13 protein-coding genes and 4 tRNA genes are annotated in these 12,627 nt (G+C 40.2%); 12 read left to right on the plus strand and 5 right to left on the minus strand.

Going from position 1 to position 12,627, the window contains the following annotated elements:
• The first annotated feature begins 17 nt into the window (after positions 1–17).
• The 3 genes from AC2HW8_RS05105 (at position 18) to AC2HW8_RS05115 (ending at position 1,868) form a co-directional block, all read left to right on the plus strand.
• Positions 18–167: a hypothetical protein gene (locus tag AC2HW8_RS05105; protein ID WP_293616388.1), complete on the plus strand. Its 150-nt coding sequence runs from the start codon at positions 18–20 to the stop codon at positions 165–167.
• Between the two features lie 72 nt (positions 168–239).
• On the plus strand, positions 240–1,100 hold the full coding sequence (locus tag AC2HW8_RS05110; protein WP_443950835.1) for a leucine-rich repeat protein: 861 nt from the start codon (positions 240–242) through the stop codon (positions 1,098–1,100).
• Positions 1,101–1,154: 54 nt separating this feature from the next.
• Positions 1,155–1,868, plus strand: coding sequence for a hypothetical protein (locus tag AC2HW8_RS05115; protein ID WP_484327231.1), 714 nt, complete (start codon positions 1,155–1,157; stop codon positions 1,866–1,868).
• Between the two features lie 47 nt (positions 1,869–1,915).
• Here AC2HW8_RS05115 and AC2HW8_RS05120 read toward each other — a convergent pair whose 3' ends face one another.
• Entirely contained in the window at positions 1,916–2,941 is a 1,026-nt protein-coding gene (locus AC2HW8_RS05120; RefSeq protein WP_015524014.1) for a branched-chain amino acid aminotransferase, read from the minus strand.
• A 280-nt stretch (positions 2,942–3,221) separates the two neighbouring features.
• Between AC2HW8_RS05120 and AC2HW8_RS05125 the strand changes: the two genes are divergently transcribed.
• The 9 genes from AC2HW8_RS05125 (at position 3,222) to AC2HW8_RS05165 (ending at position 8,021) form a co-directional block, all read left to right on the plus strand.
• Positions 3,222–4,322 (plus strand): AAA family ATPase, encoded by a 1,101-nt coding sequence (locus tag AC2HW8_RS05125; RefSeq protein ID WP_337620395.1) that lies wholly within the window; start codon positions 3,222–3,224, stop codon positions 4,320–4,322.
• Positions 4,323–4,444: 122 nt separating this feature from the next.
• A tRNA-Arg gene (locus AC2HW8_RS05130) sits at positions 4,445–4,521 on the plus strand.
• Between the two features lie 6 nt (positions 4,522–4,527).
• Positions 4,528–4,604, plus strand: a tRNA-His gene (locus AC2HW8_RS05135).
• 3 nt (positions 4,605–4,607) lie between these two features.
• Positions 4,608–4,683 (plus strand) — tRNA-Lys (locus tag AC2HW8_RS05140).
• 65 nt (positions 4,684–4,748) lie between these two features.
• Positions 4,749–4,823 (plus strand) — tRNA-Gln (locus tag AC2HW8_RS05145).
• Positions 4,824–5,045: 222 nt separating this feature from the next.
• Complete coding sequence (locus AC2HW8_RS05150) at positions 5,046–6,803, plus strand: 1-deoxy-D-xylulose-5-phosphate synthase (RefSeq protein ID WP_484327232.1); 1,758 nt, start codon at positions 5,046–5,048, stop codon at positions 6,801–6,803.
• A 47-nt stretch (positions 6,804–6,850) separates the two neighbouring features.
• Positions 6,851–7,174, plus strand: a complete 324-nt coding sequence (locus AC2HW8_RS05155; protein WP_015524011.1) for a carboxymuconolactone decarboxylase family protein — start codon at positions 6,851–6,853, stop codon at positions 7,172–7,174.
• Between the two features lie 80 nt (positions 7,175–7,254).
• Positions 7,255–7,578, plus strand: a complete 324-nt coding sequence (locus AC2HW8_RS05160) for a hypothetical protein (protein ID WP_484327233.1) — start codon at positions 7,255–7,257, stop codon at positions 7,576–7,578.
• An 8-nt stretch (positions 7,579–7,586) separates the two neighbouring features.
• Positions 7,587–8,021 (plus strand): hypothetical protein, encoded by a 435-nt coding sequence (locus AC2HW8_RS05165; RefSeq protein ID WP_295024163.1) that lies wholly within the window; start codon positions 7,587–7,589, stop codon positions 8,019–8,021.
• Between the two features lie 92 nt (positions 8,022–8,113).
• Here AC2HW8_RS05165 and AC2HW8_RS05170 read toward each other — a convergent pair whose 3' ends face one another.
• From AC2HW8_RS05170 to AC2HW8_RS05185, 4 genes are read right to left on the minus strand one after another with little or no spacing between them, the layout of a single operon-like run.
• Positions 8,114–8,776, minus strand: coding sequence for a V-type ATP synthase subunit D (locus tag AC2HW8_RS05170; protein ID WP_021882861.1), 663 nt, complete (start codon positions 8,774–8,776; stop codon positions 8,114–8,116).
• Between the two features lie 28 nt (positions 8,777–8,804).
• Positions 8,805–10,184 (minus strand): V-type ATP synthase subunit B, encoded by a 1,380-nt coding sequence (locus AC2HW8_RS05175; RefSeq protein ID WP_021882860.1) that lies wholly within the window; start codon positions 10,182–10,184, stop codon positions 8,805–8,807.
• An 18-nt stretch (positions 10,185–10,202) separates the two neighbouring features.
• On the minus strand, positions 10,203–11,957 hold the full coding sequence (locus tag AC2HW8_RS05180) for a V-type ATP synthase subunit A (protein ID WP_046432888.1): 1,755 nt from the start codon (positions 11,955–11,957) through the stop codon (positions 10,203–10,205).
• Between the two features lie 42 nt (positions 11,958–11,999).
• A complete protein-coding gene (locus tag AC2HW8_RS05185; protein WP_015524006.1) occupies positions 12,000–12,596 on the minus strand; it encodes a V-type ATP synthase subunit E in 597 nt (198 codons plus the stop codon).
• Between the last annotated feature and the right edge of the window lie 31 nt (positions 12,597–12,627).

The raw sequence follows: 12,627 nt of genomic DNA on the forward strand, positions 1-12,627 counted from the left end.
CGGGGAGGTAGAAATTTATGAAAAAGCAGTATAACGAACCTGCAATTGAAATTGTGAAATTCTCATTCGAATCTATACTTGCTAAGGTCAATTACAGTGATCCGGAGGGAACGATTACTGAAAATGGCGGCGTAATGCCTGAAAACGGTGATGAACCCTTTGCTTAATAGGCTTAAATATTAAATTTTTATGGGGCAAATATTTTTCGTTTGCCCCATATGTACAATTGAGGAACTATTATGAAAAATTTCAAAAAAATTCTTGTGTGTTCCGTTACAGTGGTTTTGTTAGCTGTAATTGGTATTACAACATTTTTTGCAGAAACTTATTATGAATTTGATCATTTCATATTTTTAAAAAATAGTGACGGCACTATTACCGTTTCTGATTATGATAATTCAAATTCTAATGTTGCTATTCCCGAAACAATTTTGGATAAGACCGTTTCAGGAATTGATTCTTTTGCTTTTTCAAAAAATACAACAATAACTTCTGTAACCATGCCAAACACTGTTACTAAGGTTGGCGATAGTGCTTTTGCTGACGCAACAAATCTTTTGTCTGCAAAGCTTTCTGAAAATTGTACGGATGTTGGTATCTGCCTTTTTCAAGGATGTACTTCATTAAAATCAGTTGATCTTAATTCAAAAATAACATTAATAAACGCACAGATGTTTTATAAGTGTTCGTCAATTGAATCTATTGTTATTCCGGACACAGTAAACAAAATCGGTAATTATGCGTTTTCTGAATGTTCATCTTTGAAGTCTGTTTATATTCCGTCTTCTGTTACTGAAATTTCCAGGTCTGCGTTCCGAAAAACTGCTTCTGTAACAATCAAGGGCAGTTACGGTTCTTATGCCGAGGAATACGCAAAGGCTAACAATATTCCGTTTGAGGGCATTTCTGCTTATGATGTCGGTGATGTTAATATGGATGGCGGGATTAATATTTTAGATGCAACTCTTGTGCAGAAGTATGTTGTCGGTATTGTTGAACTTTCGGCAGAACAAAAACATCTTGCCGATTATAACAACGACGGTGACATCACAGTAGTTGACGCAACGGAAATTCAGAAGTTTATCGTTCATTTAAACTAACCAATAAAAAAACAGGCTCACTTTTTGTGAGTCTGTTTTATTTCGGAGGACGCTTTGCCAAAATATTTAATAGCTGATTTTATCGTTGAAATTGAACCAAAATTTGATTATTTAAAAAAATTGTGCGAACCGTTTTTGTATGAAGGGGAGAGAAGTGCAGATTTTTCTGCAATACCGTCAGACTCATACTTAAATTCCCTGTTGAGCCGTATGGTTGAAGGTTCAACCATTGATGAAGCCGAAGAATTTGCAACGGCGTCAATTTTTAACCGTAAAATAATTCACCGTGGGGCTATGCTTGTGCATTCCTCGGCACTCGTTTTTAACGGAAAAGCGTATTTGTTTTCCGCCGATTCAGGCGTCGGCAAATCCACTCATACAAAGATGTGGCTGAAAAGATTCGGCTCAAAAGCTCATATTCTCAATGACGATAAGCCTGTTGTGAAAATTAAAAACGAAGTCCCGCTATGCTGCGGAACTCCGTTTGACGGCGGAAGCGGAATTGCTAACAATGAAACCGTTCCCGTAGGCGCTATAATATTCATAGAACGCTCAGACGATAATTTTGTTACAATTCCCGACACAAATGAGATTGTACAAAGGCTCTACAAATCAACTGTCAAATTTGTGAATAAGTCAGATGGAATGTCTTTGCTCTCAAATCTTGATAATCTTATTCGGCATACAAATTTTTATGTATTGCATTGTAATACAGATGATTCTGCCGTAGATGTTGCCTACAACAATATAATTAAAAACTGCAAATAAAAGACGGTCTGTTCTCGCAGACCGTCTTGTTATATGTATAAAATTGATTACTTGATTTCCTTAATCCAGCCTTCGGGAGCTTCGATTCTACCCATCTGAATACCTGTAAGTGTATCGTAAAGCTTCTTTGTAATCGGACCCATTTCATCCATACCGCTCGGGAAACAAATTTCCTTGCCGTGGTCGTTAATTTTGCCGACAGGTGAGATTACGGCAGCTGTACCGCAAAGACCGCATTCTGCAAAGTCCTTAACTTCATCAAAGTAAACTTCTCTTTCTTCAACCTCAAGACCAAGATAATGCTCAGCAACATACATAAGTGAACGGCGGGTAATTGAGGGGAGAATGCTGTTAGACTTTGGAGTAACAACCTTGTTGTCCTTTGTTACAAAAATAAAGTTAGCACCGCCTGTTTCTTCAACCTTAGTTCTTGTAGCGGCATCAAGATACATATTTTCGTCAAAACCTTCTGCATGAGCGGTAACAATAGCGTGAAGGCTCATTGCATAGTTAAGTCCTGCTTTGATGTGACCTGTGCCGTGAGGAGCAGCTCTGTCAAAGTCTGAAACCTTAATTGTAATAGGCTTTGCACCGCCCTTGAAGTAAGGACCTACAGGAGTAGTAAATACTCTGAACTGATATTCTGCCGACGGCTTAACACCGATTACAGGACCGCTGCCGAACATATACGGACGAATATAAAGTGTTGCGCCTGTGCCGTACGGAGGAACATAATCGGCATTTGCCTTAACAACATTGCAAACAGCCTCAACAAACTTTTCTTTTGGAAATACAGGCATCTCAAGACGCTTACAGCTGTCCTCCATTCTCTGTCCGTTAAGGTCAGGTCTGAACACAACAATTCTGCCGTCACAGGTAGTGTACGCTTTCATACCCTCAAAGCAAGTCTGAGCATACTGCAAAACGCCTGCACATTCGCTGATAGTAATTGTGGTGTCGGCTGTCATACTGCCGTTGTCCCACTTACCGTCTTTATAATTAGCTACAAATCTTTCACCGATGGGCATATAACCGAAGCCAATGTTTGCCCAGTCAATATTCTGCTTTTCCATCATAAATACTTCCTTTCAATATAAGAAAAAACCTCATTGGTTATACACATATTTTAGCACTTTAACACGCAACTTGTCAATGTTATAACAGCATATTTCACCATTTTTATGATAATTTATACGCTTTTTAATGTATAATATGAATTTTACTGCATAAGAAACTTTCATTTTGCCGATATTATCTTTTAAAGGGCAAAAACAAACAACAATGTTCTTCTACAGAATAAAAAAATTGCTGTTGGGATATATACTTAATTTAATGAGTTATATGGGTGATTTTATGGCTGAAGTTGTAAAAATCGTATTGACGGGAGGACCTTGCGGTGGCAAGTCTTCCGCATTAAAATATATCAGCGAAGAGCTTAAAAAGCTTAATGTTCCTACAATTACAATCGGTGAGGTTGCAAGCAGATTGTTTAGTGAGGGCAAAACCCCCGAAAATGTCGGCTCTTATGAATTTCACAGAGAACTGTTTGAAATTCAGCTTGCTGAGGAGAATGAAAAAACGCAAATTGCCAAAAATATGGATTGTGAAAAGGCGGTTTTGCTTTTTGACAGAGGATTGCTTGACAGCAGAGCATATGTTACGGAAGATGAGTTTGCAAAGTATGCAGGTATTCACAATTTGAATGAAGATGTAATACGAAGCTCTTATGACGCAGTATTTCATCTTGTGACTTCCGCAGACGGTGCAGAAGAGTATTACGGAAAAGAAACTAATATTTTCCGCAGAGAAGAAAGTCTTGAAAAAGCAAGAGAAGTTGACACAGATGTTATGGCTGTGTGGACAGGCACACCGCATCTGAGAATTATTGATAATTCGACCGACTTTGATACTAAGCTGAATAGACTTCTCAAGGAGGTTGTCGCATTTCTCGGAATTCCGAAACCGCTTGAAATTGAAAGAAAATTTTTGATTGAATATCCTGATATTGAATTTTTGAACAGCATAAAAACCTGTCGCAGAATTCCCATTACACAGGCATACCTCACTACTCCCGAGGAAGGATATTTCAGAATCCGCAAAAGGGGAGAGGGTGACAAGGCTGTATATATCAAAACTGTAAAAATCAAAATATCGGATATTAAGCGGATTGAAATTGAAAATTATATTTCAAAAGAACAATACGACTCGTACCTTGCTCAAAGGCAGTATGTTACAGGCGTCATCAGTAAAGACAGATATTGCATTGTTGACAACAGCACCTACTGCGAACTTGATGTTTATCCGTTCTGGAATGACAGGGCAACAATAGAAATTGAATTGCTTAGTGAAGATCAGCGGTATCAACTTCCTAAGTTTGTAAAGCTTATAAGAGAGGTTTCATCTGAACCCGATTACAGGAATCTTGCACTTGCTCAAAAATACGGAAAGCCGTAATTTGACGGATTTTGTCCGAAAAAAACTTTTTAAAAATTAAATATGAAAAAAATTCAAAAAAGTGTTGACAAATATGCCGTATATGGGTATAATATAAAGGCTGACTGAGGTCAGCAACTGATGCGCCAATAGCTCAGCTGGATAGAGCAACTGCCTTCTAAGCAGTAGGTCAGGGGTTCGAGTCCCTTTTGGCGCGCCACTTATGGTGGGATTAGCGTAGTTGGTTAACGCGCCAGTTTGTGGCACTGGAGACCGCCGGTTCGAATCCGGCATTCCACCCCATTTGACTCATTAGCTCAGTTGGCAGAGCACTTGACTTTTAATCAAGGTGTCCGGAGTTCGAATCTCCGATGGGTCACCAACAGCCGCTGAAGAAATTCTTTGGCGGCTTGTTTTTTTAATAATCAATAAAAGTAGAATATATACTGAGCCGTCGCCAAGCGGTAAGGCAACGGACTTTGACTCCGTCACCCGTGGGTTCGAATCCCGCCGGCTCAGCCATGAAACAGGCACTTGCAATTATGTAAGTGCCTGTTTCAATTATAGTTAACTGTCGAGGGTTATGCTATTGCGTTGCGACGATATACATGAAAAAAGAATGCAAAAGATAAATTTTTTAAAAATACTCTTGACCTAAAGTTAGCTTGAGGTTATATAATATAGCTAAAGAGAGATATCTATGATTTATATTTAAAATTTATATGATAAGGAGCTCTGATTACGATGTATATTGAAAAAATAAACGGACCGCAGGATGTTAAGAAACTCAGTATTGATGAACTTAACGCTCTTGCATCGGAGATGCGTGACGCTTTACTTCACCGTGCAAGTGTTCACGGCGGTCACTTCGGCCCGAATTTCGGTATTGTAGAGGCAACAATTGCCCTTCATTATGTATTTGATTCACCACAGGACAAGTTTGTGTTTGATGTTTCACACCAGTCATATCCTCATAAAATCCTCACAGGCAGAAAAGAGGCATATATTGCACAGGAGCATTACGATGATGTAACAGGCTATACAAGCCCCATAGAGAGCGAACACGATATTTTTACTGTCGGTCATACATCAACCTCTGTCAGCCTTGCCTGCGGGCTTGCAAGGGGCAGAGATGTAACAAACGGCAATGGTAATGTTATTGCACTCATCGGTGACGGCTCAATCAGCGGCGGTGAGGCTCTTGAAGGTTTTAATGTTGCCGGTGAAATGGATTCTAACCTGATTATTATAGCAAATGATAATCAAATGTCAATTGCAGAAAATCACGGCGGACTTTATAAAAATCTCAAACTTCTTCGTGACACAGACGGCAAGGCTGAATGTAATCTTTTCAAGTCAATGGGGCTTGATTATGTATATGTCAAGGACGGCAACAATATTGAAGAGCTTATCAAGGCTTTTAAGTCTGTAAAAGACATTGATCATCCTGTTGTTGTTCATATTAACACTCTTAAAGGTAAAGGTTATAAGCCTGCTGAAACCGACAAAGAAAGCTGGCATTGGTGTATGCCGTTTGATATTGAAACAGGCAAAACTACTGTTAATTTCCCTGATGAGGAGGACTACAGCTCAATTACAACAGATTATCTTAGAAATAAGATGAAGTCTGACAAGTCTGTTGTGGCGATTACAGCCGGCACTCCCGCACTTTACGGCTTTACTCCTGATGAGAGAAAGGCATTCGGCAGACAGTTTCTTGATGTAGGCATCGCAGAACAGACAGCCGTTGCAATGGCATCTGCTATCGCAAAGAACGGCGGCAAGCCCGTATTCAATGTTTACAGCTCATTCATTCAGAGAACCTACGATCAGCTTTCACAGGACTTGTGCATTGACTCAAACCCTGCAACAATCCTTGTTCAGACTGCGTCGGTAAACGGTATGACAGATGTTACACATCTCGGAATTTTTGATATTCCCATGATTTCAAATATTCCTAACCTTGTTTATATCGCTCCGACAACTAAGGAAGATTACCTTGCAGTCCTCGACTGGAGCATTGAGCAGACAGATTACCCTGTTGCAATTCGTGTTCCCGTTGCAGAACTTGTTTCAACAGGCAAGCCTTGCACAAAAAATTTTGCAGAACTTGATAAATATGAAGTTGCTCAGCAGGGCGGTAAGATTGCCGTAATCGCACTCGGTTCATTCTATGGAATGGGCGAACAGGCTGCAAAGCTTATTGAAGAAAAAACAGGCACAGCGCCTACTCTTATCAATCCTTACTACATTACAGGCGTTGACTCAGAACTTCTTGAAAGCCTCAAGAAAGACCATGATGTTGTTGTGACACTTGAAGACGGAGTGCTTGACGGTGGTTTTGGTGAGAAGATTGCCCGTTTCTACGGTCCGTCAGATGTTAAGGTTATCAATTTTGGTCTTAAAAAGGAATTCATTGACAGATATAATCCTGCCGATGTCCTCAAAGAAAACCGCCTCACACCCGAACAGATTGCAGAAGATGCAGTCGCTTTGATTTAAATAATTTAAAAATAACTATTATAAACGAATTTTAGGAGTTAATATCAATGGTAAAACAGACAGCAGGAAGAGATAAACTCGGTGAGTTTGCACCGAAATTTGCAGAAATTAATGACGATGTGCTTTTCGGTGAAGTGTGGAGTAGGGAAGACAAACTTTCACTTCGTGACCGTTCACTTGTTACAGTTGTTGCACTTATGTCACAGGGACTTGTAGATTCTTCCTTTAAGTATCATCTTATGTCAGCCAAAAACAACGGCATTACAAAGGAAGAAATTGCAGAAATCATCACTCATTCCGCATTCTATGCAGGATGGTCAAAAGCTTGGGCAGCTTTCAATATGGCAAAAGAGGTTTGGACAGAAGAATAAAGAGCAGTTGCATATATATTTCTCTTGTGATACAATTAACTGTAGTTATTTTAAATCTTAATTTTTCAAAGGGAAATATTATGAGAAAGACTAAATTTATAATCACCTTGTTAATGGCTGTTCTGATGACTTTTTCATCAGCCTTTTGTGTAAGTGTATCTGCAGCGTCTTCGCCCGATGAGGCGGTGATTTCGGGCAATTATGACGGCATTGAGCCTATTCCCACAGAAAAGCCCGAGGACAAGCCCGTAAAGCATGGCAAGGGCTTTTCAAGCGAGGATTACGCTTTGTTCTATACTCAGACAACATTCCTTGCGCTTCTTGCAGGATACCTGATTATCTTCAAAGTAAAGGGTACAAAGACAAAAGAGAAAATGCACAGAAGAAAACTTGACCGAAAGTGAAGTGGAATATGAAAATAAGTGAAATATTTTTAACTGTTCTTTTTATTTTTTTAGCACTTTCGTCTTTACTGACCCAAATACCTGTTATAAGAAATTCGATTGTATTTTTTATTCTCTTGTTAGCACAGCTTTTGTTTGTATTTATATTTCATCACAACATAAAGAAAATGAAAATATACGGTACTGTTATTACTGCGCTTGCTGTATCCAACATTATCAACGGTATTATCGCATGGTGTTGGGCGTATCAATCAATTAACAGCATAAGCGTACCAATAAAACAGGGAACGGACATACTTGGAATTGTTATGGCAAAGGCATCATTTGGTATGTTTGCCTACCTTATTTCAGGGATTGCAATAGTTGTTTTTGCAGAATGTATTGTTTCGGTATTTATAAAATACCGAACAAAAAAGAAACAACAGCTTATTCACAACATCTAAAACAAAACGGATTGGCTCAATAAAAATGCCAATCCGTTTTATTATGTTGACACATTAAAACAGCCCGACCAAATTACGGTCGGGCTGATAATTTATGCGCTTTCAGCACTTAATTCTTTAGCTTTTTTCAAAGCAGCATCTTTTTGCTTTTTCTTTTTGATTACCTTGAGTCGGCTGAATTCCTCACGATCCTTTTCGTCAAGTGCGTCGGAAATGAACTTAACTGTTTCCTCAAAACGGGGAATCATAATGTTCTTGAGAGCGTTTGCTCTCTTCTGAGTTTTCTTGATTGAATCGGCAAGGCGGTAAACGCTGTTCTCAATCTCGGCAAGCTCAACTGTAAGATTTTTAACTTCGGTAAATTTCGTATAAACCTTATCAATTGCCGAATTTGTTGTGCGCAGACCGTAGTGTAGGTAGTTATGGTCCTCTCGTTTCTCAATAGTGAGAATCGGAATTTCAACACCCATAACACTTCTTGAATCAAGCTTCAAGCCGTTCTCATAGGGAATAGCGTTAGAAATATCTTCACAAAAGCCGTTGGTAACATTTGCCGTTTGAAGTGCTGTGTAAGCCTCTGCATAAGCGTCATCAATTTTCTGCTGGATTGCGTTTGCATGGTCGATAAGCGTCATCATTTCTCTGATGAGAATGTTACGCTTTCTGTCCAACAGTTCATAGCCGTTTTTGGCGAGTGCAAGGGATTTCTTAGTATTCATAAGATTACCCTTGGTAGGTACTGTCTGTACTGCCATAAATGCTCACACTCCTTTCTTCAAACGATTATTTGTCACCCTTATAGTACTGATCAAGTAAAGCATCGTCAACACGGTCAAGTTCTGCTCTCGGCAATGTTGAAAGCAATTCCCAACCAAGGTCAAGACTCTGTTCAATACTTCTGTTTTCATTAAAGCCCTGATTAACGAACTTTGATTCAAACAATCTGCCAAACTCAATGTACTTCTTATCAGTAGGGGAAAGCTCCTCTTCACCGATAACAGATGCAAGCGATCTTGCGTCAATTACCTTTGCATAAGAAGCGAAAAGCTGGTTTGCAAGAGGCTGGTGATCGGCTCTTGTGTAACCCTCACCGATACCGTCCTTCATAAGACGGGAAAGGGAAGGAAGAACATTGACAGGCGGATACAATCCCTGTCCCTGAAGTGAACGGTCAAGAACAATCTGTCCCTCTGTAATGTAACCTGTAAGGTCGGGGATAGGATGAGTAATATCGTCGTTAGGCATTGTCAAAATCGGAATCTGTGTAACAGAACCGTTGTGACCTTTAATCATACCTGCACGCTCATAAAGTGATGCAAGGTCAGAATAAAGATAGCCTGGGTAACCCTTTCTGCCCGGAATTTCACCTTTTGATGACGAGAACTCACGAAGAGCCTCGGCATAAGATGTCATATCGGTCATAATAACGAGAATGTGCATATCAAGCTCAAATGCAAGATATTCAGCAATTGTAAGAGCACATCTCGGTGTAAGAGTTCTTTCAATGATAGGATCGTTTGAAAGGTTCAAAAGCATTACAACTCTTGAAAGTACGCCGCTTTCTTCAAAGCTCTTCTTAAAGTATTCTGCAACATCTTTTTGAACACCCATTGCGGCAAATACAACACCGAAGTTAGAGCTGTTTGCGCCGCTGATTTTAGCCTGTCTTACAATCTGAACGGCAAGGTCATTATGTTTCATACCTGAGCCGGAGAAGATAGGCAGCTTCTGACCTCTGATAAGAGTCATAAGCGTATCAATGGTTGAAATACCTGTGTTGATGTAGTTTTTAGGATAAACACGGGAAACAGGGTTGATAGGAGTACCGTTGATATTAGCCTTTTTAACAGGGAAAATATCTCCGAGTCCGTCAATAGGTTTGCCCGCACCGTCAAGTACACGGCCGATAATTTCAGGGGAAAGAGGCATCTCCATAGGATGACCTGTAAGTCTTGTTCTTGTGTTTTTAAGGCTGATTCTTCTTGTACCCTCAAAAACCTGAACAACTATTCTTTCGCCCTCAATCTGAACGACACGACCCTGACGCATTGTACCGTTATCAAGACGAATGTCAACAATTTCCTCGTTGGAAACGCCCTTAACACCGTCCATAACTATAAGAGAGCCGTTAATTTCTTTAACGCCTACATAATCTATAATCATTATTGCGTTCCCTCCTTATTAAGAAATTGCAGCAAGCTTTTCGTCAATTTCCTTAATGTAATCGTCAAACATTTCAGGCTTGCTGTTAGGAATATCATACTTCATCTTTGTAAGCTTATCAAACAGACCAAGGTTAAGAATCTTGGAAAGCGGAATATTCTGAGCAACTATATCCTTAGCTTTGGCATGAAGATGAAGAATGGTTTTCATCATAAGCTTTTGCTTTTCAAGCGGAACATAAGTATCATCGGCATGGAAAGCGTTCTGTTGTAAGAAACCGACACGAATTACTCTTGCTGTTTCAATTACAAGCTTCTGGTCATCGGGGAGTACATCCGAACCGATAAGCTTTACGATTTCCATAAGTGAACTTTCTTCCTGTAAAAGTGCGCTTATTCTGTTTCTGTATTCAATAAAATCCTCACCGAGATTTTCCCTGAACCACGGATCAAGGTCGTTAAAATACTCGCTGTAGCTGTCCATCCAGTTAATTGCGGGATAATGTCTTGAATAAGCAAGAGCCTTATCAAGAGCCCAGAAACATCTTGTAAAACGCTTTGTGTTCTGTGTTACAGGCTCAGAGAAGTCTGAACCCTGCGGAGAAACCGCACCGATAAGCGTTACAGAACCTTCGCCGCCGCTGAGAACCTCGGCACGACCGCCACGCTCATAGAACTCGGCAAGTCTTGAAGGAAGGTATGCAGGGAAACCTTCTTCGGCAGGCATTTCTTCAAGTCGGCCTGAAATCTCACGGAGAGCCTCAGCCCAACGGGATGTTGAGTCAGCCATCATGGCAACATGGTAACCCATATCTCTGTAATATTCGCCAAGAGTAATACCTGTGTAAATTGAAGCCTCACGAGCCGCAACAGGCATATTTGATGTGTTGGCGATAAGTACGGTTCTGTCGGTCATAGGACGCTGTGACTTTGGGTCAATAAGCTCTGAGAATTCCTCAAGAACCTGGCTCATCTCGTTACCACGCTCACCGCAACCGACATAGATGATGATATCGGCGTCGCACCATTTTGCAAGCTGGTGCTGAGTCATTGTTTTACCTGTACCGAAACCGCCCGGAATAGCTGCTGTACCGCCCTTTGCAATAGGGAAGAGAGTATCAATAACTCTCTGACCCGTGATAAGCGGAACAGATGATGTAAGTCTTTCCTTAACAGGACGGGAAGTTCTGATTGGCCACTGCTGACAAAGGGTAAGGTTGTGCTCAACGCCTTCGTCATCCTTGATTACAACAACTGTATCAAAGAGCTTGTAGTCGCCGTTGGGATTAACCTTTACTACTTCACCCGAAAGCTCAGGCGGAACCATAAGTCTGTGTTCAATGATAGGAGTTTCGGGGAGAGTAGCATAAATCTGACCGCCCTCAAGCTTGTCACCGACTTTGACCTTCATTGTAACATTCCACAGCTTCTTGTCATCAAGAGCAGAAACCGAAGAACCACGGTTAATAAACGCACCTGCTTCTTCTTCAATAGCCTTTAGCGGTCTTTCGATACCGTCAAAGATGTTGTCAATAATACCGGGGCCGAGAAGAACATTCATAGGAGCACCGGTACCCTCAACGGGATCGCCCGGTTTAAGTCCTGTTGTTTCCTCATAAACCTGAATAGTTGTGATGTCGTCTGTAATACCGATGATTTCACCAACAAGCTTTTGCTTGCCTACATGAACCATTTCCATCATCTCAAAGCTGTCGGTATTTTTTACGGTAACAACAGGTCCGTTTATTCCATATATAACATTGTTGTTTTCCATATTATTACCATCTCTTTCAAAAGAAATTAACAGTCAGCAAGATTAAAGCACACTTAGTCCGGAATTTTCAATAAACCATTCTTTCTGTGCATAGAGCTTGCTGTCAAGAGTTTCATCGGCAACAATATTCATTGCCTTGCAAAAGCCTTTGATTCCGCCGATTTTAATTGATTTGTCGGCAACAACCTCGGTGCTTCCTGCAAAAACTGCCTTGATTTTGTCTGAGTTCTTCATATCTCTTTCGTTGACATAAACAACACAGTCGTTGTCTGCAAAAAGCTTAGCAACTTCCTTTGCACTTTTTACAAGGCTGTTTGAGTAATCTGATGTTTTTGTGTATTCAACAAGCTTTTCTTCAGCCTTTTTAAATACGCTTTCAGTCATTTCAGCTCTCTCGAGAAACAGTTTTTTCTGACCTTCCTGAATTTTCTTTGCAAGAATACCCGTCTGTCTGTTTCTTGATTCTTCAAGTTTGTCCTTGATATATTTTTCGCTGTCATGTCTGCCTTTTTCGGTTGCCTCTTTCAGCTTTTCTTCTTTAAGCTGAGCAACCTCTGTCTGCATGGCACTTCTTTGTTCATCAGCATATTTTTTAATGGCTTTCAGAAAGTTATCTGTTTTGTTTTTGGAGTTTTCCATTAAAAATAACCTCCCTGAATAAATTCAGATA

It is taken from the genome of Ruminococcoides sp., from assembly GCF_057037865.1.

Coding starts and splice junctions, on each gene's coding strand:
- AC2HW8_RS05105 (WP_293616388.1), top strand. CDS start 18: ATGAAAAAGCAGTATAACGAACCTGCAATTGAAATTGTGAAATTCTCA.
- AC2HW8_RS05110 (WP_443950835.1), top strand. CDS start 240: ATGAAAAATTTCAAAAAAATTCTTGTGTGTTCCGTTACAGTGGTTTTG.
- AC2HW8_RS05120 (WP_015524014.1), bottom strand. CDS start 2,941: ATGGAAAAGCAGAATATTGACTGGGCAAACATTGGCTTCGGTTATATG.
- AC2HW8_RS05125 (WP_337620395.1), top strand. CDS start 3,222: ATGGCTGAAGTTGTAAAAATCGTATTGACGGGAGGACCTTGCGGTGGC.
- AC2HW8_RS05150 (WP_484327232.1), top strand. CDS start 5,046: ATGTATATTGAAAAAATAAACGGACCGCAGGATGTTAAGAAACTCAGT.
- AC2HW8_RS05155 (WP_015524011.1), top strand. CDS start 6,851: ATGGTAAAACAGACAGCAGGAAGAGATAAACTCGGTGAGTTTGCACCG.
- AC2HW8_RS05160 (WP_484327233.1), top strand. CDS start 7,255: ATGAGAAAGACTAAATTTATAATCACCTTGTTAATGGCTGTTCTGATG.
- AC2HW8_RS05165 (WP_295024163.1), top strand. CDS start 7,587: ATGAAAATAAGTGAAATATTTTTAACTGTTCTTTTTATTTTTTTAGCA.
- AC2HW8_RS05170 (WP_021882861.1), bottom strand. CDS start 8,776: ATGGCAGTACAGACAGTACCTACCAAGGGTAATCTTATGAATACTAAG.
- AC2HW8_RS05175 (WP_021882860.1), bottom strand. CDS start 10,184: ATGATTATAGATTATGTAGGCGTTAAAGAAATTAACGGCTCTCTTATA.
- AC2HW8_RS05180 (WP_046432888.1), bottom strand. CDS start 11,957: ATGGAAAACAACAATGTTATATATGGAATAAACGGACCTGTTGTTACC.
- AC2HW8_RS05185 (WP_015524006.1), bottom strand. CDS start 12,596: ATGGAAAACTCCAAAAACAAAACAGATAACTTTCTGAAAGCCATTAAA.